This is a genomic window from Thermus sp. NMX2.A1, assembly GCF_000511705.1.
GTDB classification, from domain to species: domain Bacteria; phylum Deinococcota; class Deinococci; order Deinococcales; family Thermaceae; genus Thermus; species Thermus scotoductus.
Map to the genome: position 1 here is coordinate 1 of NZ_ATNI01000031.1, position 20002 is coordinate 20002.

The window sequence follows — 20002 nt, forward strand, 5'->3', positions numbered from 1 at the left end:
GAAGCACCAGGAGATCGGGTTCTGGCTCGGAATCCTCTGAAAGATGAAGGGGGGACTGCACCGCCACCAAGGCCTTGCCTTGGAGGGCCTCCTTCAGGCTGTGATCCAGGCGCATCGCCGCAAGAAAGTGCTTGGGTCCAATCGGGCTCATCTGGTAGACCTCTCCCCTTAGGAGCTCCACCCGGGGCACATCCCGGAAGGCCCGCTCAAACTCCTCCACGCGGAAGCGGTAGCGGGTGGCCATACCCTCATTATGCTCCTTGGCTCGAGTAGTGCCTTAGCCCCATGCGCCACAAGAGCCGCCAGAGGAGAAGAAAGGCTACGCCCCAGAAGAGCATCACCCAAACCCCCGGGAACAGATCCACCTTTTGCCCGGCCAAAAGGGCTGCGGGCAGGTAGACCAGGTAGGGGAAGGGGGTGAGGAGGGCTAGGGTCCTTAGGGGCTCGGGGAAGACCTCGAGGGGGGCGATGGTGCCGGAGAGGAAGAGGTAGAGGAGGAAGAAGACCTCTTCCACCGAAACCGCCCGCTCCGTGAAGAAGGTGAGCATGGCGGTGGTGTACTGCATCAGGTAGCGGAGCAAAAAGGCCAAAAGGGTGAAAAGGAACCCCAGGAGGAAGGGGCCAGGTTCAGGCACAAAGCGGGCCTCGGGGAAGAGCCAGAAGAAGAGGAGGGTGAGGAGCACCACGAAGGGCAACCGGGCCAGGCGCTCGGCCACGTGGGCCGCCAGGTGGTCAAAAAAGGGGTCCAGGGGCCTTAAGAGCCGGAAGGAAAGCCGCCCTTCCACCACATCCCGCTCAAACTCCCACACCACCCAGACCACCGTGGCCTGGCGCACCAGGAAGACCATGAGGAAGTAACGGGCAAACTCCCCCGGGGACAGGGCAAACTCCCCGCCCCTGGCTGCCTCGGTCCAGACCCCGAGGAGGATCAGGGGCAAGGCCCCGGCCAAGGCCCAGAGGAAGAGCTCCGCCCGGTACTCCAGCATGTAGGCCAGGTAGACGGCGAGGAGGGTTTTGGCTTTCCTCATGCCTCCTCCAGGGCGGGGGTTTCGCTCAGCCCCGAAGGGGCGATCTTGTACACCCGGGCGATGACCTCTTCCAAAGGGGGCTCCCGCACCTCTAGGTCCTCCACGGGAAGGCTTTTAAGGATCTCCGCCACCCTTTCCGTAAGCCTCTCCCGGGGCACCAGAAGCCGGGCCTTTAGGCCCTCGAGGTCCCTGACCTCCCCGAAGGCCAGGAAGGCTTCCCTGGGCAGGGGGTAGGCCAGGGTGAGCCCCACCTCCCGGTAGGGGGCGAAGCGTTCCAGAAGCCCTGCCAGGGGTCCATCGTAGAGGAGCCTTCCCTGGTGGATCACCAAGACCCGTTCCGCCAGGGCGGCGATGTCCGCCATGTAATGGCTGGTGAGGAGAACCGTGGCCCCGTAGCGCCGGTTGTACTCCCGGATGAACTCCCGCACCGCCACCTGGGCGTTCACGTCCAGGCCCAGGGTGGGCTCGTCCAGAAAGAGCACCTCCGGGCGGTGGAGAAGGGCCGCCAGAAGCTCGGCCTTCATCCTTTCCCCCAGGGAGAGCTTGCGCACGGGCTGGTGGAGCTTCTCCGTGAGGGAGAGCATCTCCGCAAGCTCCAAGACCCGCTTTCTAAACTCCCCTTCCGGGATCTCGTAGATGGCGGCGTTCAGGCGGAAGGAGTCCATGGCGGGGAGGTCCCAGATGAGCTGTTGCTTGTTGCCCATGACCAGGGTGATCTTCCTGAGGAAGGCCTTCTCCCTCCTCCAGGGCACGTGCCCCGCCACCAGGGCCTTGCCCCTCGTGGGGTGGACGAGGCCGGTGAGCATCTTGAGCGTGGTGGTCTTCCCGGCCCCGTTCGGGCCCAAAAACCCCACCACCTCCCCGGGAAGGATCCGGAAGGAGACCCCTTCCACGGCCCGGATGGTCTGGTAGCGTCGGCGGAGGAAGTGGCGGAGCGTCCCCAGGAGGGAGTCCTCCTTCAGGGCCACCCGGTAGTGCCGGGTGAGGTCTTCCGCCACCACGATGGGGCTTGCGCCCACCATGCCTCCAAGTCTACCTTGGGAGGGTGCGCTACCTCCGGGTTTTGCGCCTTTTTCTCCTCACCTCCTTGGCGGCGGAGATGGAGTACCGGGCGAACTTCTACCTGGGCCTCCTCTCCTCCTTCCTCACCCTCCTCGGCGCCCTCTTCGGCCTCCTCCTCCTCTACCAGGGGGGGTATAGGCCCGGGGGGTGGCGGCTGGAGGAGGCCCTTTTGGTCCTTTCCGCCTTCACCCTGCTCCAGGGCCTCGCGAGCACCCTCCTCGCCCCCAACCTCAACAAGATCGTGGAACACGTGCAGCAGGGGACCTTGGACTTCGTCCTCCTCAAGCCCATAGACCCCCAGTTCTGGCTCTCCTTCCGCGCCTTCTCCCCCTGGGGCCTGGGGGACTTCCTCTTGGGGATGGGGCTTCTCCTTTACGCGGGGGAGCGGCTTGGCCTTGGGCTTGGAGGCTACCTTTTCTTCCTCTTCTACCTGGCCTTGGGCAGCGTCATGCTCTACAGCCTCTGGTTCCTCCTCGCCACCACCAGCATCTGGTTCGTGAAGATCTACAACGTCACCGAAGTCCTGCGGGGGCTCCTCGAGGCGGGGCGGTTTCCCGTGGGGAGCTATCCCGCCCTTTACCGGGTCTTCTTCACCTTCGTGGTGCCCGTGGCCTTCCTCACCACCGTGCCCGCGGAAGCGGCCCTGGGGAGGGGAGAGGCCCCCTTTGCCGCCTTCCTCCTCGCCCTTAGCCTTTTGGCCCTGGCCCGGGGGTTCTTCCGCCTGGCCTTGAGGAGCTACACCTCGGCGAGCAGCTAGGAAGTTTACCTCCTCACGGCCTTTCAAACTCTCTCAGGAAGCGTTCCTGCCTTAGGTAGACGAACCGCGGCGAAAGGGGTGGGAGTTGGCCTTGAGAAAACCGAACCTCGTAGGACCAGTTCCGAGTGGGAGGATCGTAGATGTTGCAACCTCTCCTCCCGCTGATCCGGCCCGTAAGAGGGTCATAGGTACCTCTTCCCCCCGTACCGCACCAAGGTCCGTTGACGTGCCTCGGAGTACCCAGACTCACAAAAGAACCCCTGTACGTTAGGGTTTTGCCACTCCAAGTTTCGTGGAAGCGGGGATAGTTCTCCAGGCCGCCGTTGTAGTTGCCCTTATTCTGTCCGGAGGGGCCCTCTTCGCCTCCCGTAATGTCGGTCCCGGACAGAAAAGCGGCGTTCACCTCCGTGTCGCTAGCTACCCTTTGGCTTAGGGTTTGGTAGCTTTTGGCGTCATTCGTCCAAGCGTTGGAGAGAATGTTAAGGCTGTCGGCCAGGAAGGCCGCCGGAATCCAGTTGGTCTTGTTGAAGTCTCCCTGGATGTAGACGGCCTGGTCCGTGACAACGGTCAGGCCCCTAGGCCTTGGGGCTCCAGGAAGGGTAGAGGCAATTTCTGCCCCGTTTTTGATCCGCACCCCGTAGTTGTTGACCCGGTTGGAGTCTGGTCCAAAGACCGTGAAGTGGAAGACAAGCCCCCCCTCCGTGTCGTCGTCCAGGCGGAAGCCGAAGGCGAGCGGGTTTAGGTGCACACAGTCCAGGAGTTTCCGCAGGTCCACATCCAGCATCCGTATCCGCTTCCCCTCCCGCCAGTTGTAGAAGGTATCCGAGGTGCCCACGGCACCTACGCAGGCATTGAGGGCCGTTGTCGCTATGACATCGTTGACGTTCGCTCCTCCTTGCACGCGGTAGACCTTCACGGTCGGGGGTGTGGAGAAAAGGTCCAGGCCCAGCCGCAGCTCGGCCTTCTCCCAATAGGTCTTGCCAGGGAGTGGGTCCAGTTTCTCCGGAGGGGGCACGGTCACAGGGTTGACCCCGATTTGGATACGACTCCCCCAAGCCCCCACATCTCCCTGGCTGAAGGAGCGGCGCGAGTTTTGGCGATTGCAGGGCAGAGGTGCGGGTTGGTTATTTTCCTTATAGATGTTCACGGTTCCGCCGCAGGAGTTGTCGTCCTTCCTGCCCCGGTAGAGGGTGCCTGCGGTGCTCACCTGCCCTTGGATTGTGAGGGTGTTCCCTGCGTTTAGGTACAGGTCGCCGTTGGTGTGCGCCCGGCCGTTGAGGGTCATGTCGGGCCCCGGAAGGATTTCTAGGTCTTTGTTGTAGAAGGCGGCGAACTGGAACATGGGGACCAGGCGGCTCTTAAAGACCAGCTCCAGCACCACCTCGGTCCTTCCGTCCGGGCCCAGGGCTTCCGAAAAGAGGGTGTAGCGGTACTCCTGGGCGTCCAGGTTCTCGTAGAGCTCCCCGGGAGGGATGGTGACGTTCCGGGGATTGTTGGGATCCTCCACCACGTAGGTACGCACCGTGCGCCCGGAGAAGGTGTAGGTCTTGCAGGCGAAGTCCCCGGAGCCCCAGTTGCTTCCCTGACAGGGGTTGGTAGGGGAGGGGCTGGTACCCTGGGGCCGATTGTATCCCAGGAACTTAGCCCGGATCTCCTCCGCCCGAAGGTTAAGCCCCGCTTCGGCGGCGTAGAAGCCCGTGGTCTGGCGCACGCTGGCCTGGGTGGTCCCAAGCTCCACCCGGGTGAGGACGAAATAGGCCGTGAGCAAGGCCATGAGGACCACCAGCATGATCAGGGTGCTCACCAGCGCGAATCCCTTGCGCATAAGCCCTCCTCACTGCGAGAAAACGTTCCTCGGCACGGCCTGGGTGGTCATTGTTCGCGCCACGCTTCCGATGCGCACCTGCACCGTGGCCTCCACCGCCTCCAAGGTGCGCCAGTTTAGGTTGGGAGGGGGAAAAACAGTGTACCAGCTCCCGTTAGCCCTCGCCCGGGCCTGGAAGCCCGTGACATCCGCCACCAGGCCTTTGCCTTCCTGGCCGTTTTCCGCAAGCTTCAGGATGCCTCCCTCTAGGTAATAACGGCGCTCCTCCAGGATGTAGAGCCGGGAGAGGGGGCCGTAGCTGTTTTGCCACCGCTCGTTGTTTCCTTTGTGAATCTTCACCCCAGATCCGTCCTCGGCATCGTATTCAAACCACTCTCCACGTTTGTTGACGGGATCGTAAATGTAGGCCCGCACCGCCTCCCGGCGGTTTCCATTGTTGCACCCGGGCACCCCATCGCTATTGCAGCGATAGCTTTGCCATATCTCTATGCGGTCATCGTAGCGGTTCCCGTTGGTGTCGCGGAAGGCGCAGGCATCAAGGTAAGCCGGGGTGGCGTTCGGTGGGGGGTTCTTATCGGCCACGGGAATGTTGTCCTGGTTTCCGTTGATGCCGTTCTGATCACACACGGCCAAACTCACGTCCAGGAGGTTCCGGCGAAGGACGAGTTCGTTTCCGTTTCGCACTTCTACCGCAGGAAAGTCGCCGGGCAACCGCTCTCCCGCTTGCCGGATGTCGGCTACCAGGATGTCCAGGGCCGCCCTCAGGTTTTGGTTGACGGCGGTGCGGCTCTGGTCCAGAACATAAAGGCGCCGGTTGCCGAGCGTGGTGCTGAGGAGAAGCCCGAGGAGGAGCCCCCCGATACCCAAGGCCACTAGAAGCTCCGCTAGCGTAAACCCTCTACCGCGCATGCCTCACCCCTATCTGAGCTGGGTATAGACCGTTTCCACCTGGTAGACCGGTGTGGTCTCTCCCGAGAGGAAGACCCGGACCACCAGATGCCGTGCCCCGGCCCCGCATAAGCCTGGGTTCTCGCAGTAGCAGGTTCGCACCGTGTAGGTGCGCCCGCCCCGGGACCGAGTCTCCTCCTGGCAACCTCCTTGGGGGAGGGTCTGGGGATTGATCAGCCTGAGGCTTTCCAAACGCTCCTGCGCCAGCGTTACCGCTTGGCTCCTCACCTCCGCCCGGGTGTTGATGCGCAGGTAGCCGATGAAGCCGGCCAGCACCGGTCCGATGAGGGCCAGAATGGCCAGGGCCACCAAGACCTCCACGAGGGTCAGCCCCTTGGCTCTTTTCACTGCCGCACCACCCCCCCACCTAGCAAGAGCTTGAGGGCCTTGCTCCGGCCCGGGGTATCGCGAAGGGTAAGGATGGGCTCCCCTGTATAGCTCCCCCCGTTCAGCAGCATCAGGAGGCCCCGGCTGGTGAAGCAGAGGGCGGCACCGCCAGGGGTTAGGGCTGCAGAGACGCCCTGGGGGAGTTCCATCTGAAGGGCGGGGTCTGGGGTAAAGGATGGACTGCGGCAGGTGCCCGCGTAGGCGGCCTCGAGGCGGTTGCCGTTCACGGAAACCCTGTAGGCCGAAGTGGTGGCCATAGCTTTCGCCCTAACCTGCTTCAGGTACCCTTCCGTGCGGGACACGGCGTCGGAAGGGGGGTCGTACAAGGGGCGAAGGTTAAGGGCGGCTATGGTTAAAGCGATCCCCAGAACGGCAAGGGTTACCAAGAGCTCCAGTAGGGTTACACCTTGGCTCTTACCCATTAGGAACTAGCTTAATAGACCCCGGGGTCCTGCGCATCCCCCAAATGGGGGGGTAGAATCTCTGGCATGGGGGCGGCGTTCCTGGTCCTTTTCCTCGCCTACCTCTTCGGCTCCGTACCCGCCGGGGTGCTGGTGGCCCGCACCTACGGGGTGGACCTGCGCAAGGTGGGCTCAGGGAACATCGGGGCCACCAACGTCCTGCGCGCTTTGGGCTGGGGCCCGGCTTTGGTGGTGGCCTTCTTTGACGTCTTCAAGGGCGGGATCGCCGTCCTTGTGGCCCGGGCCTTTGGCCTTTCCGACTGGATGCTGGGCGGGGTGGCCCTGATGGCGGTTTTGGGCCACAACTACTCGGTCTTCCTCCGCTTCCGCGGGGGGAAGGGGGTGGCCACGAGCTTCGGCACCCTCCTCTTCCTGGACCCCGTCTTGGCCCTCTGGACCTTTCCCATAGGGCTAAGCGTCATCCTCCTCACCCGCTACGTCTCCGCGGGGAGCATGACCGGGGGGGTGGCGGCCTTCGTCCTCTCCCTGGCCTTGGGCAGGCCCCTTTGGGAGGTGGCCACGGTGTTCCTCATGGCCCTCCTCCTTTTCTGGACCCACCGGGAAAACCTAAAGCGCCTCCAGGAGGGGAGGGAGAGGCGGCTTGGGGAGCGGGTGGAGGTGAGGGATGCTTGACCTTTTGGTCATCGCTCCCCACCCCGACGATGGGGAGCTGGGTTGCGGCGGTACCCTGGCCCGGGCCAAGGCCGAGGGGCTCAGCACGGGGATTTTGGACCTCACCCGGGGCGAGATGGGCTCCAAGGGTACGCCGGAGGAGAGGGCCAAGGAGGTGGAGGAGGCAAGCCGTATCCTGGGTCTGGACTATAGGGGCAACCTGGGCCTGCCGGATGGGGGCCTTGGGGATGTCCTGGAGCAACGCCTTAAGCTTGCCCAGGCCTTGAGGCAGCTTAGGCCCCGCATCGTCCTCGCTCCCCTCGAGGCCGACCGCCACCCCGACCACACCGCAGCAAGCCGCCTGGCGGTGGCGGCGGTGCATCTGGCAGGCCTCAGGAAAGCCCCCCTCGAGGGGGAGCCCCACCGGGTGGAGCGGCTTTTCTTCTACCCTGGAAACCATCCCTTTACCCCGAGCTTCCTGGTGAAGATCTCCGCCTTCATAGATCAGTGGGAGCAGGCAGTGCTGGCCTACAGGAGCCAGTTTTCCGGGGAGGCAGCCAGCGAAACCGTGGGCCCTAAGGGGGTGGAGGCCAGGAAGGCCATGCGCCGCCACTTCGGCAACTACCTGGGGGTGGACTACGCCGAGCCCTTCGTGAGCCCCCTGCCCGTCCTCTACACCCCCTGGAGCCGGGCTTAAAAGAGGGGTTCCTGGCTTACCGCCTTCACCTGGCGGCGCTCCTTGGGGGGGAGGGCGTCCAGGGCTCGCTTCACCTCCTGGATGTCCAGCCAGGTGAGGTGTTTGGGGCTTCCCGGGGTACGGCTTGGGTTTCGCAGGAGGTAGGCGGGGTGGAACATGGGAAAGACCCGGATTCCGTGCCACTCAAACCACTGCCCCCGCACCTTGGTGATGGAAACCTTCTCCCCCAGGAAGAACTCCGCCGCCACCGCCCCCAAGGGGACGATGATCTGGGGGGCGATGAGCTCGATCTGCTTGAGGAGCCACTTGTCCGTGCAGACCTTGGCCTCGTCGGGCAGGGGGGCGCGGTTTCCCGGGGGGCGGCACTTGACGATGTTGGTGATGTACACGGATTCCCGGGGGATGCCGGCGGCCTCGAGGATCCGGTTGAGAAGCTGCCCCGCTTTCCCCACGAAAGGGCGCCCTGTCTTGTCCTCTTCCTCGCCCGGCCCTTCCCCCACGATCATCAGCTGGGCGTCAGGGTTCCCTTCCCCGAAGACCACCTGGGTGCGGCCTTCCGCCAGGCGGCAGGCGGTGCAGGCCCTGGCCTGAGCTTGTAATAGTTCCAGGGTCATTGCAGGGGTTTCCGGGCCTTCCGGGCCTCCCGCCGGGTCTTGGGGTCCAAGCCAATCATGAGGAAGAAGTTCTCTAAAGCGTTTTCCTGGCCCTTGATCTCGGGGTACTGGTCCTCCGGGGTGCCGGTGACAAAGGGCAGGGATTTGTAGAGCTCCAGGGCGTACCGCACCACGGCCTCCGGCCCCTCGGCCTCCGCCACCTCGGCCAGCTTGGCGTAGACCTCGCGCCGGGCTTCCGCATGGCGGCGGAAGACCTCCGGATTCGGTGTTTCCGGCGCCCGGAGAACGTCCTGCTTGGCGATGCGGCGGTAATGCTTCAAGCCCCGAACGATCTCCTCCGTGGTCAGCGTGATCTTGAACTCCATCCCCGCTCCTTTCCGGCCTAAGGGCCCTACCTTTGGGAGATTATATAGCCGGGAGGGAGGGCAAAGCCAGGTAAAGGGCGGCCCTTGTCAGGGCCCAGGGCCGGGTGGGTTATCCCGGGATTGCTGGTGCCTCGGGAGAGTGATGGCTTGGCTCAAGGGCTGGCGCAGGTTAAAGCGGCTATACTTGTAGGGATGGAGGTTTTGGGCAACTATTGGCTGCGGCGCATTCTTGTCCGGATTGCTTCCGTGGTCGTTTACGAAGGCCAGGATACCCACACCGGGATGCCGGTGATGGTGCTCAAGGGGGCTCAGGGGGTACCGGCTTTGGGGGAGGGGGTACTTCCCTTTTTGGAGGAAACGCCGGAGGCCTGGGTGCTGGAGTGGCCCATCGGGGCGGTTCCCTTAAGCCAGTACCTGGGGGTGGCGGATCTGGAGCGCCTGGAGCATTGGGTAAGGGAGATGGCCCGTATTCTGGCGTCCTTGAAGGCCCAGGGGGTGTCCCATGCCCCCATCCCCGAGCTTTGCCTGGTGAAGGGCAAGCGGGTGTGGCTGGCCGGGGTGGGGCTTAAGGAGCTTTCCGGGGAGCCGGAGAAGGCCCTTGCCGCTTTGGCTCGAGCCTTGGCCGGAGAGCGCTATCCCGAGTTTCCCTTAAGAGAAACCTTGGAAAGGATTGAGGCCAAGGAGGACCCCCTGGAGGTTCTTTTCTCTGAGCCCGCCCATGCCCATGGTGTACAGGAGACCGAGGCCCTGACCCCGGAGACCCCTGGACAGGAAGATCGGCCCCTCCAGGATGCCTCCTCCAAGCCCGAGGAGGAGCCCAGGCTCCCTTCCGCCTCGCGGAAGGTGCTGAGCGTAGACCCGGTTCCCGAAGCCTCAAATGGCCAGGAGGTGTCTCCAACCAAGGAAACCACGCCCCCCGAGGGCAAGACCCCAAGCCGGCCCCGGGTCATCCGCATCGAGGAGCCCGAGGAGCCTCCCTTTACCGTGGTGGAACCTCCGCGGCCCAGAAGGCGGACCTTGCTTTTGGGGCTTCTGGGCGCCGTGGTGCTTTTGGGTCTGGCCCTTTTGTTCCTTCGCCCTTCCTCCCCTTCCGGAGGGAGCTACGTGATGGAGTTCCGCACCGATCCCCCCACGGAGCGGGCGGAGGTCTACCTCCTCGAGGTGCCGGAGGGTTCCAGGATGGCGCCCGGCCAGCTGCTCCTCACCGCCCCAGGCCGGGCGGAGTTTGACCAGAAGGGGGTATACCGCTTGCGCATCCGGGTGGCGGGCCGCGATCCCGTGGACTACCTCCTGGAGGTGCCGGGTCCGCCCCTGGTCATCAAGGTACGCTAAGGCCATGACCGAGCACCCCGCCGTTTACGTGTACCGTTACTTCTTCGCCGGGGAGGAAGCGGGGGAGGGAAGGTTAGAGGTGCGCCCTCTGCCGGGAGGAGGCGTGAAGGCCACCCTCACCGCCGAGGTGAACCTGCCCCTGCCCAAGACCCGCCAGCGCTGGCAGACGGAAACGGACGCCGAGGGCTTCTCCCTGTACTTCGCCGAGCGGGTGGAGGGGCGGGAGAGCCGGGTCTTCACCGTGGAGAGGCTGGAGGAGGAAGGAGTGGTGCTGGTCACCCAGGGCAAGGAGAGCGTGGCCCTGCCCTTCGTGGCTCCCTACCACGACCCCCTCTCCCTCCTCCTGGCCCTGCCCCGCCTGGCCCTGGAGCCGGGAGGGGTGGCCCGCTTTCCCATGCCCGGGGGCCGGGTGTACGTGGAAAGGCTTGCGGACCTCGAGGTGAATGGGCGCATGCGCAGGCATTACCGCCTTCGCCCGGGGCTCACCCTGGTGGAGCTGGAGGAAGGGCTTCCCGTAAGGATGGCCCAGCAGGTGCAGGACCATGTGTTTGAGGCGGTGCTCGAGGGGGTGGAGGAGGTGAAAAGGCGCCGCCGCTGGGTATAGTGGAGGCATGATCTACCGCGCGGAGGAGGTGAGGGAGCGCTTCGCCCGTCGGGGCCTTTCCTTTGACCCCACGGTGGAGGAGATCGTGCGGGGTATCCTGGCCGCGGTGCGGGAGGAAGGGGATGCGGCCTTGGACCGCTTCAGCCTGGATCTGGACGGCCACCCCGTGGAGGAGATTCCCAAGAAGGCCTGGCGTCAGGCCTACGAGGATCTGGACGAGGAACTCAGGGACGCCCTGGAGACCGCCAAGGAGCGCATAGAGGCCTTCTATCGGGAAGAGGCCAAGGGGGGATTTTTGAAGGCGGATGCCAGCGGCCTTCTGGGCCAGCTGGTCCGCCCCCTTTCCCGGGTGGGGGTGTACGTCCCTGGGGGGAGCGCCCCCCTTCTTTCCAGCCTCCTCATGAGCGTGGTGCCCGCCAAGGTGGCCGGGGTGGCGGAGGTGATCGTGGCCAGTCCCCCAAGGGTCCACCCCGGGGTGCTGGCTGCCGCCTGGGTGGCCGGGGCGGACCGGCTTTTCGCCATGGGTGGGGCCCAGGCCATCGCCGCCCTGGCCTACGGCACCCAGCGGGTTCCCCGGGTGGACAAGATCGTGGGGCCGGGCAACGCCTACGTGGTGGCGGCCAAGCGGCAGGTGTTCGGCACCGTGGGGTTGGATGGTCTGGCGGGACCCACGGAAACCCTTATCATCGCCGACGGTTCCGCCTCTCCTAGGCTTCTCGCCGCTGACCTCTTGGCCCAGGCGGAGCATGGCCCCGACTCCGAGCCCTGGCTCCTCTCTCCCGACCGGGCCCTCCTGGAGAGGGTGGAGGTGGAGCTTTCCCGCCAGCTGGAGGGCCTGCCCCGGGCGGAGATCGCCAAGAGGGCTTTGGAGCGAGGAGGCCTGGTGCTCACCCAGGACCTCGAGGAGGCCCTGGAACTGGCCAACCTCTACGCCCCCGAGCACCTTTGCCTGGCCCTGGCGGATCCCCTGCCCTGGCTGGGAAGGGTGCAAAACGCCGGGGGAGTCTTCCTGGGGGAGGGTAGCCCCGAGGCCCTGGGAGATTACATCGCCGGGCCCAGCCACGTGATGCCCACCTCGGGCACCGCCCGCTTCCAGGGGGGGTTGGCGGTGCGGGACTTCTTGAAGGTGATTCCCGTTTTGGGGCTTGCGGAAGGGGCCGTGCGGACCCTGGCGGAAAAGGGAGCCCTTCTCGCCCGGGCGGAGGGCTTGGAGGGCCACGCCCGCTCCTTGGACCTGAGGCGATGAAGCTCTTCCATGAGATCCTAGGCCCCCTGGAGCTCCCAGACCGGTTTGAGCGCATTGTAAGCCTGGCCCCCAACCTCACCGATGCCCTCTTCGCCCTGGGGCTTGGGGACCGCCTGGTGGGCCGGAGCGCCTTCTGCCACCGCCCGGCGGAGGTGCTTTCCTTGCCGGTTCTGGCCTCTTACACCAAGACCCGCACCGAGCTTCTTCGGAGCCTAAAGCCGGACCTGGTGCTTCTTTCCACCGGGGTTCAGCGGGAGCAGGCCCTTAGGCTCAAGGAAGAGGGCTTCCCCGTCTACGCCGTCCCCCTGCCCACAAGCCCCTACGGGATCCTGGAGAACCTATCCACCCTTGGGCACCTTTTGGACCTGGAGGAAAGGGCTACTGCCCTCGCCCACGAGCTCGCCCTCCGCTACGCTGCCCTGAAGGACCGGTTTGCCCTCTCCGTCTACTTTGAGATGGACCTGGGCGGGCCCATCACCGTGGGCCGGGGGAGCTACATCGCCCAGGCGCTTTTGCACCTGGGGCTTAGGCCCATCTTCCTGGATGTGCCCCAGGCGTATTTCCCGCCGGACCTCGAGGAGGTAAAGCGCCGCAAGCCTGACCTCTTCCTCTACGAGCCCAAGCCCTGGGGCCGGAATCCCCTGGAGAAGGCCCGCGCCCTGGCCAGGGAAAGGGGCTGGGACCTCCCCGTGGTGGCCACGGACGGGGACGAGCTCGCCCACTACGGGCCCATGTTCTTCGCCTTCCTGGAGAAGCTGGCGGACCGGGTGGCGGAAACCTTAGGCCAAGGTTAAGAAAACCCGGCTTTGGAGCGTGTAGAGTAGGGGCCATGAAGCGAGTTCTTTTCCCAGCGCTCCTCGCAGCCACGGCGCTTCTCCTCACGGCGTGCCCCCAAACGCCTCCTCCGCCCCCGCCCTCGGCCTGTTCGCCTGTCCCTACGGGTCTTTCGGTTCAGAGGGACCAGACGCAATCCGTTAACACGCCCTATGGGGTAGGTGACTTCACAGCCCCGCATGTGCCGGGTGAACTCCTCGTCATTTCTGGAGGTTTGTCACCCCAGGCCCTCACCTCCCGTGTGGCAGAAATCCAGGTTCAGGCTTCCTTGCCTGGTGGGGTTTTGCATGTCAAGGTACCAGCGGGTCAGGAGAGGGTGAAAGCCAGAGAGCTCGTCCAGGCAGGCGCGCGGTATGTGCAGCCGAACTACCTTTACTTCTCCCTTTATCTACCCAACGATCCCCTTTACCCCTCGAGTTTGCTAGATGGTTCCAGGGTGCGCCCCTTCTACCAAAAGATGAACCTCGAGGGGGCGTGGGATGTTGTAAGGGCCGGCTCGTGGGTCTGCACCCCGGTGGTAGCCGTGTTGGATACGGCCTTCAATCCCAATCATCCAGACCTTAGGGACAACCTGCTTCCTGGGAGGAACCTAACCCCAGACGGTCTTCCCCAAGATGACCTCCGCCCTAGCCCTCCACCAAACGGGGCTATGTACGGCGAGAATGAACCCGACCACGGTCAAGGTGTAGCTGGCATGGTAGCAGCCACAGCCGATAACGGAGAGGGGATTCCGGGAGTTGGGCTTAACCGGGTAAAGGTGCTGCCCCTGAAGGTCTTTTTTTGGGTTTGGAACACAAGTGCTCAGCGTTACGAGTATAGCTCCACCAGTGCCGTACTAAGTAGCGCCATTCGGTATGCTGCGGATCAGAGAGCCAATGTCCTCAATTTGAGCTTAGGTAGTCCCACACCCCTTGACGGAATAGTCCAGGACGCGGTGAGCTATGCCCTTTCCAAAGGCAGTCTGCCGGTGGCTGCGGCGGGAAACGATGGGACAGATGGGCTTATGTACCCAGCGCGTTACCCCGGGGTCTTGGCAGTGGGCTCGGTCCGTTTGAATGGGACGCGTTCAGACTTCTCCAACTACTCCACTACCCAGACGGATTTGGTCATGGCCGCAGCCGGCAATTTGAGTCCTGGTGAAAGCCTTTGGTCTTTGGCTTTGGGAGCCTCGTACCCTTACTACTCCTCTCAGGCTCACTATTTAGCTTGGAGGGGGACTTCCTTCGCAGCCCCTCAAGTAAGTGGGGTAGCGGCCCTTTACGTGGCCAAATATGCAACGCTTTACGGAAAGGCACCTAGCCCAGACCAAATCAGGCTCTGCTTGGAGCAAACCGCTAGCAATAATGGCACCTATGTTTCTCAGACGGGTTATGGCATCGTCCAGGCCGACCGGGTGATGACGGACACCACCTACTGCTTCCCCCCTTAATCCGCCTCACCTCAGGGGTTGTATGCTAAGCCCCCGTGCGGCGGTCGCTTCTCCTCCTGTTTTTGGCCTTGTTGGTGGCGGTGGGGCTATGGGCCTACCCCTTGTTGGGCCCCGTGGTGCGGCACGGGGTCCTGCCAGCCCCCGAAGGGTTAAAGGCCCCCCTAACGGTGCTGGTCTACGGCTCCAGCCCCGAGTACTCCGGCTACCACCGAAGGGCCCCGGAGCGCTTCCGGGGCCTGGCGGATACCATCCTCCTGGTGCGCCTGGACCCTGGGGCCAACCGGGTGGTGGTCCTTTCCATTCCCCGGGATGTTTGGGTAAATCTTCCGGGCTACGGCTGGCATAAGGTAAATGCCGCAAGCCCCCGGGGGGGACCGGACCTGATGAAGGAGGCCGTGGCCCGCATCACCGGGGTGCAGGTGGACCGGTACGTGGTGGTGAGCACGGAGGCCCTCCGCCGGGGGGTGGACGCCTTAGGGGGAGTTAGGGTCTGCGTGGAGAAGCCCATGCGCTACCGGGATTCCGCTGCGGGGCTGGACATCGACCTCGAGCCGGGCTGCCAGGTGCTGGATGGGAAGAAGGCGGAGGGGTATTTGCGCTTCCGCAAGGATGCCCTGGGGGATATCGGGCGGATCCAGCGCCAGCAGGCCTTCTTTCACGCTTTGAAGGAGCAGGTGCTTTCCCCTTCCGGGTTGCTCCGCCTGCCCCGTGCGGTGGCGGCGGTGGAGCCCTACTTCCAAACCGACCTATCCCGCGAGGAAAAGGGAGCCATCCTGGGCTTCGCCATGAAGCAACCCCACCTGGTAAGCCTCCTTTTGCCGGGGAACTTCGGGGCAGGGGGTTGGAACGTGGACGAGGAGGCCCTGCGGCAGCTTTTGGCCGTTTACTTTGATGGGGAGGCGCCGGGGGAGAAGGGGGAGCTTACGGGGCGGCTGGTGGCCCTGGTCTATGCACCCGGGCAGGAGGCCCTGGTGGAAAAAGCCCGCACGAGGCTAAGGGAGCTCGGCCTGAGGGTGATCCTCCACCCGGTGGACCTGCCTCCTTCCCGCACGGAGGTGCTGGAAAACGGGCCTGGTCTCCTGGCCCAGGCCTTGGGGGAGGCGTTGGGGGTGCCCTACCGCATCTCCGGGGAGGCGGTTTTAGGGGCCGACCTCACCCTGCGCCTTGGCGCCGAGGCTCCCTTTTTGTAGTATGGAAGGCGCCCGCCGGGGTGGCGGAACGGTAGACGCTGCGGACTTAAAATCCGCTGGGGGGTTACCCCCGTACGGGTTCGAGTCCCGTCCCCGGCACCAGAGGGGCCCCGGGTTTCCCGGGGCTTAACCTTTCAGCCTTGATATGCTTAGGTTCGTGGGCGTTCTCACCCGCTATTTGGAAAAGTCCATGGCCCAGGCCCGGTACGACCTCCTGGGCCCTGGCCGTTTTGTGGCCGAGCTTCCCGAGCTGGGCCTGCGCGTGGAGGCTTCCCACCTCGAGGCCGCCCGGGAGAGCCTGCAGGAAGCTCTGGAGGCCTGGCTTTTGGATACCCTGCGTGCGGGCCTTACCCCGCCGGGGCTGGAAGGGGCGGAGGATCCCGTGCGCACCCGTTTCCTGGCCTTGACCCGGGAGATCTGGCGGCTTTTCAAGGAATCCGGGGAAGTGGAGGGGACGAAGGCGGGAGCAGTTCCTGCCCCGTCCACCCGGGTGCAGGAGCCCTCGAGGGCAAAAAAGGCACCTTCGCTGGAGGAATGGCTGAAGGGCCTGGGCATCCAGGTGGTGAAGAAGCCCCAGGAAGAGGAGGAGAAGGAGAAGGTTCTGACCCGCCTGGGCCTGTTCCTGGGGGACCGCTACCCCAGCCTGGAAAAGCTTTACGAGCGCCTCAAGCAGAGCCTTTCCACCAAGCGTCAGTTCGAGCTTTCCCTTTCCGAGGCCACCCAGGAGGAGATCGCCAACTCCACCCAGTTCTGCACCATGCTCAAGCAGTATGCCCTCCTCACCTCCTACCACTACAAAAGCGAGGAGCGGCGCATCCGGGCCAAGGCCAGCACGGAGGGGTGGGTGCAGAACTTCCTCACCGGGGGCTGGCTGGAGCGGTACGTGGCGGAGCGGCTCCGCAAGTTCCTGCGTTCCCGCAACCTGGCCCACGAGGTGGCGGTGGGCTACCAGGTTACCCTGCCCAACGGGGACACCATGGAGCTGGACGTGCTCCTCAGGGTGGGGGAGCGCTTCTTCTGGTTTGAGGCCAAGACGGGGGACTTCCAGGCCCATATCGCCAAGTATGCGGGGCTGAAAAAGGTCCTGGGGCTTTCCGCCAGGGAAAGCTTTCTGGTGCTTTTGGGCATGGACAAGGCCCGCGCCAAGGAGCTTTCCGCCCTCCATGGGCTCACGGTAGTCAACCAGGCGAACTTCTTGGACATCTTCCAGGAGGTGCTGGAGGGGAATGCTGCGTAAGGTCCTCCTGGTCATGGGGGGCACCCTGGCCTCGAGGGTCTTGGGCCTGGTGCGCCAGGCGGTCTTCAACGCCCTGTACCCCGACGCCCTGAAGGATGCCTTCAACGTGGCCTACCGGGTGCCGAACCTCCTCCGGGAGCTTTTGGCCGAGGGGGCAGTGCAAAACGCCCTCATCCCTCTCCTGAAGAACCTGCCCGAAGAGGAGGCCCGGTCCTTTGCCCGGCGCTTTGGGGCGTTTCTCTTCGGGGTGAACCTCTTGGTCCTGGGCCTGGGTTATCTCTTGGCCCCCTGGGTGGTGAACCTGCTGGTGGCCCAGGAAAGCCACCTCCGGCAGGGGGAGGCCTTGGGGCAGGTGGTCTACCTCACCCGGCTTCTCTTGCCCTTTCTCCTGGGCATCTCCATGGCTGCTCTTTTCTCCGCTCTTCTTCAGGCGGAGGAGCGCTTCCTGCCCTACGCCCTGGGACCCATTGCCTTCAACCTGGTGGCCATCGGCCTCATGGCCCTCTTCCCCGGGGACCCCACCTTCTTGGGGCTTTCCGTGGCCCTGGGGGGGCTGGTCCAGGCCCTGGTGCAGCTTCCCTTTCTCAGGAACTACGCCCTGGAGTGGCGCTGGCACCGGGCCATTGCCCCGGCCCTCCTGCGCATGGGGCCCTTTGCCTTCACCACCTCCTTGCGGCAGTTTCTCAACCTGGTTCTCACCCACATCCTTACCCGCTACCCCCCGGCGGCGGTCACGGGGTTCTACAACGCCGAGGTGATCTTCCAGATGGTCCTGGGGCTTTTCGCCACCTCGCCCGCCATCGCCCTTTTTCCCCGGATGAGTGCCCTGAAGGGCGAGGAGCTGGCCCGCTTTCTTACGGGTCCCCTGAAGCGGCTTACCCTCCTTCTTTCCCTTCTCGGGGGGATGCTGGTGGCCCTGGCTCCCTTCGTGGTGGTCTTGCTCTTCGGCCTCTTTGGCCCCCTTACCCCGGAGAACCGGGCGTACAGCACCCAGGTCCTCGCCGCCTTGGGGTTTGCCGTCCTGCCCTGGGGGGTGAACACCCTGCTCCTCAGGGGGCTCTATGCCCTGGGGCGGATACGGGAGGCGGTTTTCGCCAGCGCCTTGGTCTTCCTCACCAACACCCTGGGGTACTGGCTTCTCAAGGATGCCGGGCTTTTCGCCCTGAACCTGGCCACCGCCCTGGCGGGGTATTTGGGGCTTTTCCTTTACCTTCGCCTCCTTAAACGGGAGGGGGTGGGGATTCCCGAGCTACCCGGCTTCCTTCTAAAAGCCTTACTGGCAGGGCTTCCCGTGGCCTTGCTCGGGTGGGTCCTGGGGTGGGTCTTCCCCGTGGCCCAGGCAGGGCAAGCCCTCTTGCCCCTCCTGCTTGGGGGGGGTTTAGGGCTTGGGGTTTTCCTGCTTGCCGCTTGGCTTCTCGGCCTACCCCTTAAGGCCCTCCTCGCCAAACCTCCCTCAGGCGGAAGTAAAGGGGCTTGAGCCGCAAGGAGAAGGCGGGGGCCTCCCAGGGGGTCCAGGCGAAGCGGAGGGGCGCTGCTCCTTCCAGGAGGAAGTTTAGGCCTTCCGTGGGGATGGGCTCTGGGGCGTACCAGGCGGTGGGGCGGCTGGGGTCTGAGATGAGGAGCATACCCCAGGGGAGGCGCACCTCCAGAAGCCCTTCGGGCCCCAGGGCGTAGTCTGCGGTGGGGTCGCGGGCACCCTCCGGGTCTTCCCCCCGCTTCAGTGCTCCCAGCTCGTAGGTGTGGCGGGGGTAGTCGGTGCCGTCCCGGCCCGTACGGCGGCGGTTGGGCTCCAGGACAAAGGGGACGAAGGGGCCCTCGCCAGGTTTGGTGAAGCCCCGGAAGTGGAGGAACTCCGTCCCCGGAAGGCCGTGGGAAAGCTCCTCGTAGGGGTAGTACCCCTTTTCCACAAGAAGCCTACCCCCTTCCGGGCCCACCTCGAGGGCGAACTCGGCCGCGAAGCCCTCGGCCACCCTGACTCCCCCCGGTACTGTGTCCAGGTAAACCCTTAGGGGCAGGGGGCCCCGGTAGAGGAGCCAGAGGTACTCGGGGTCGGCGTGGGCTTTGAGGAAGCGGCCCTCCTCCCGGAAGAGGAAGGGCACCTTTTCCCACTCCTCGGGATTCCCGTCTAGGCGAAAAGCCCCCTTGGCGGTGGCGGCGAGGAGTCCGTAGTTTTCCTCGGCGTCCAGGAGGTTGTGCCAGAGGGGATCTCGCTCGGAGGGGTATTCCAGGTCCATAAAGAGCCAGTTCTTCTTGAACCACTCGTCCAGGAAGGCAAAGACCAAGACCCCAGCCAAACCAGCCGCCTCCACTTCCTGGACGAGCCTTGCATCTATGGCTGCCTGGGCTTCCTCGGAGTGCCCCCCGTGGTGGAAGCCCTGGGCTTGAAAGTGGGCGAGGCCCCGGCTGCTTGGGACCCCCGTCTCCCCGATGAGAATGGGCTGGTCCCCATGGTGGTCCTTCAGGTCCTGGAGATAGCCGAAGTAGTTGGAGGGACCGAAGGGCCCCACGGCCTGGCGATAGGTGGGGTCCAGGTTCATGAAGTCGGGGTAGTAAGGGTAGGCGTGGTAATTGGCGAAGGTGGTGAAGGGGCTTCCTGGCAGGGGCCGGATCTTGGCCATGTCCAGGCTCACCTGGTCGTTGTTGTACTCCCTAATCGCTTCTTCAGGGACCCGCTCGCCCCTTGCCTTTCTCAGGGCCTTTTCCTCTCCCCGGGTGCTTTCTGTGGGGTGGTGGAGGGGGTCAAGGGTGGGCCAGTTGGATACGGAAAGTGGCCTGGCGGTGCCGTAGGCCTCCCATTCGTACTGGGCCAGGCGGTCCAGGACCTCGGCGAGATAGGCCTCAAAGGGATTCGCCTCGGGAAGGGCCTGGATAAAGCGCCCCCGGTAGGCCCGTCCCGGGTGGCGTTCGTTGTAGGCGGCCACGGAGTAGGGCTCAAACTCCCGCCCCACAAGGAGGCCTAGGGTCCAGGGGGAGACGTCAGCGATGTAGTCCCCGTGGGCGTGGCCTGGGCGAGGCGGGCGGCGGAGGTTGCCGTGGAGGGCATCCAGGACCTCCCGCCCTTCTAGGAGGAACTTTTCCAGGAAGGGCCCCTCCCAGTCCCCGTAGCCCTCCTCCTCAGGGAGTTCCGTCCAGACGCCCTGGAAGAGGTAGAGGGGCCTCTCGGGGTAGGTCCGGTTGTGGCCTAGGAGGGCCTGGTAGAAGGCGGGGGGCAGGAGGGTGTAGACCCGGACGGCATTGGCCCCCATGTGGCCTAAAAGCTCCAGCCAGGCCCGGTAAAGCCATAGGGCTTCGGGGAACTCCGCGGGGAAGCGCCCTGGAAGGGCCACCCCTAGGTTTACCCCCCGCACCTTGAGGGGCTTCCCTTCCACAAGGAA

General features: G+C 64.6%; 21 protein-coding genes, 1 tRNA gene and 1 pseudogene. 12 read left to right on the forward strand and 11 right to left on the reverse strand.

Going from position 1 to position 20002, the window contains the following annotated elements; genetic code table 11:
• The 3 genes from TNMX_RS02055 to TNMX_RS02065 form a co-directional block, all read right to left on the reverse strand.
• On the reverse strand, window positions 1–244 hold a 244-nt coding region (locus tag TNMX_RS02055), incomplete at its 3' end, for a Uma2 family endonuclease (protein WP_038028992.1).
• A gap of 7 nt (window positions 245–251) precedes the next feature.
• Complete coding sequence (locus tag TNMX_RS02060) at window positions 252–1028, reverse strand: ABC-2 family transporter protein (protein WP_038028995.1); 777 nt, start codon at window positions 1026–1028, stop codon at window positions 252–254.
• Complete coding sequence (locus TNMX_RS02065) at window positions 1025–2047, reverse strand: ATP-binding cassette domain-containing protein (protein ID WP_038029025.1); 1023 nt, start codon at window positions 2045–2047, stop codon at window positions 1025–1027. Before TNMX_RS02065 ends, TNMX_RS02060 begins: the two co-directional genes overlap by 4 nt.
• Window positions 2048–2073: 26 nt before the next feature.
• Here TNMX_RS02065 and TNMX_RS02070 point away from each other — a divergent pair, with 26 nt between their 5' ends.
• Entirely contained in the window at window positions 2074–2847 is a 774-nt protein-coding gene (locus TNMX_RS02070; RefSeq protein ID WP_038028997.1) for an ABC transporter permease, read from the forward strand.
• Between the two features lie 13 nt (window positions 2848–2860).
• On the opposite strand, the gene TNMX_RS02075 is transcribed toward TNMX_RS02070, so the two are convergent.
• The 5 genes and pseudogenes from TNMX_RS02075 to TNMX_RS13460 form a co-directional block, all read right to left on the reverse strand.
• Entirely contained in the window at window positions 2861–4672 is a 1812-nt protein-coding gene (locus tag TNMX_RS02075) for a pilus assembly PilX N-terminal domain-containing protein (RefSeq protein ID WP_038028998.1), read from the reverse strand.
• 9 nt (window positions 4673–4681) lie between these two features.
• A complete protein-coding gene (locus TNMX_RS02080) occupies window positions 4682–5581 on the reverse strand; it encodes a prepilin-type N-terminal cleavage/methylation domain-containing protein (RefSeq protein ID WP_014629440.1) in 900 nt (299 codons plus the stop codon).
• 9 nt (window positions 5582–5590) lie between these two features.
• Complete coding sequence (locus tag TNMX_RS02085; RefSeq protein WP_014629441.1) at window positions 5591–5968, reverse strand: prepilin-type N-terminal cleavage/methylation domain-containing protein; 378 nt, start codon at window positions 5966–5968, stop codon at window positions 5591–5593.
• Window positions 5965–6264 (reverse strand): hypothetical protein, encoded by a 300-nt coding sequence (locus TNMX_RS13220; protein ID WP_253269354.1) that lies wholly within the window; start codon window positions 6262–6264, stop codon window positions 5965–5967. Before TNMX_RS13220 ends, TNMX_RS02085 begins: the two co-directional genes overlap by 4 nt.
• Before the next feature lie 90 nt (window positions 6265–6354).
• A pseudogene (locus TNMX_RS13460) lies at window positions 6355–6429 on the reverse strand (prepilin-type N-terminal cleavage/methylation domain-containing protein); the annotation flags it as partial.
• Between the two features lie 66 nt (window positions 6430–6495).
• Here TNMX_RS13460 and plsY point away from each other — a divergent pair.
• Both plsY and bshB1 read left to right on the forward strand, forming a co-directional pair.
• Entirely contained in the window at window positions 6496–7101 is a 606-nt protein-coding gene (gene plsY, locus TNMX_RS02095) for a glycerol-3-phosphate 1-O-acyltransferase PlsY (RefSeq protein ID WP_038029003.1), read from the forward strand.
• Window positions 7094–7777: a bacillithiol biosynthesis deacetylase BshB1 gene (gene bshB1 / locus TNMX_RS02100; protein ID WP_038029005.1), complete on the forward strand. Its 684-nt coding sequence runs from the start codon at window positions 7094–7096 to the stop codon at window positions 7775–7777. Before plsY ends, bshB1 begins: the two co-directional genes overlap by 8 nt.
• On the opposite strand, the gene TNMX_RS02105 is transcribed toward bshB1, so the two are convergent.
• Entirely contained in the window at window positions 7774–8391 is a 618-nt protein-coding gene (locus tag TNMX_RS02105; protein WP_038029007.1) for a uracil-DNA glycosylase, read from the reverse strand. The genes bshB1 and TNMX_RS02105 overlap by 4 nt on opposite strands.
• Window positions 8388–8756, reverse strand: coding sequence for a hypothetical protein (locus TNMX_RS02110; RefSeq protein WP_019550064.1), 369 nt, complete (start codon window positions 8754–8756; stop codon window positions 8388–8390). The genes TNMX_RS02105 and TNMX_RS02110 overlap by 4 nt, the downstream gene beginning before the upstream one ends.
• 192 nt (window positions 8757–8948) lie before the next feature.
• On the opposite strand from TNMX_RS02110, the gene TNMX_RS02115 reads away from it, so the two are divergent.
• The 9 genes from TNMX_RS02115 to murJ all read left to right on the forward strand — a co-directional run bounded on the left by TNMX_RS02115 (window position 8949) and on the right by murJ (window position 18105).
• On the forward strand, window positions 8949–10088 hold the full coding sequence (locus TNMX_RS02115; protein WP_038029010.1) for a hypothetical protein: 1140 nt from the start codon (window positions 8949–8951) through the stop codon (window positions 10086–10088).
• A 4-nt stretch (window positions 10089–10092) separates the two neighbouring features.
• Entirely contained in the window at window positions 10093–10692 is a 600-nt protein-coding gene (locus TNMX_RS02120) for a hypothetical protein (RefSeq protein ID WP_038029012.1), read from the forward strand.
• Window positions 10693–10699: 7 nt separating this feature from the next.
• Window positions 10700–11938: a histidinol dehydrogenase gene (hisD, locus tag TNMX_RS02125; protein ID WP_038029014.1), complete on the forward strand. Its 1239-nt coding sequence runs from the start codon at window positions 10700–10702 to the stop codon at window positions 11936–11938.
• Window positions 11935–12732 carry a helical backbone metal receptor gene (locus tag TNMX_RS02130; protein ID WP_038029016.1) on the forward strand — a complete coding sequence of 266 codons (798 nt, stop codon included), beginning with the start codon at window positions 11935–11937 and terminating at the stop codon, window positions 12730–12732. The genes hisD and TNMX_RS02130 overlap by 4 nt, the downstream gene beginning before the upstream one ends.
• 497 nt (window positions 12733–13229) lie before the next feature.
• Window positions 13230–14201 (forward strand): S8 family serine peptidase, encoded by a 972-nt coding sequence (locus tag TNMX_RS12515; protein WP_248644097.1) that lies wholly within the window; start codon window positions 13230–13232, stop codon window positions 14199–14201.
• Window positions 14202–14236: 35 nt separating this feature from the next.
• Window positions 14237–15391, forward strand: a complete 1155-nt coding sequence (locus TNMX_RS02135; RefSeq protein WP_038029018.1) for an LCP family protein — start codon at window positions 14237–14239, stop codon at window positions 15389–15391.
• Between the two features lie 14 nt (window positions 15392–15405).
• Window positions 15406–15493, forward strand: a tRNA-Leu gene (locus TNMX_RS02140).
• 43 nt (window positions 15494–15536) lie between these two features.
• Entirely contained in the window at window positions 15537–16628 is a 1092-nt protein-coding gene (locus tag TNMX_RS02145) for a hypothetical protein (protein ID WP_038029020.1), read from the forward strand.
• A complete protein-coding gene (murJ, locus tag TNMX_RS02150) occupies window positions 16618–18105 on the forward strand; it encodes a murein biosynthesis integral membrane protein MurJ (RefSeq protein WP_038029023.1) in 1488 nt (495 codons plus the stop codon). The genes TNMX_RS02145 and murJ overlap by 11 nt, the downstream gene beginning before the upstream one ends.
• Here the strand turns inward: murJ and TNMX_RS12970 are convergent.
• Window positions 18056–20002 (reverse strand): hypothetical protein (locus tag TNMX_RS12970; protein ID WP_038029027.1); only part of this gene is annotated, 1947 nt, incomplete at its 5' end. The two genes, murJ and TNMX_RS12970, sit on opposite strands and share 50 nt — an antisense overlap.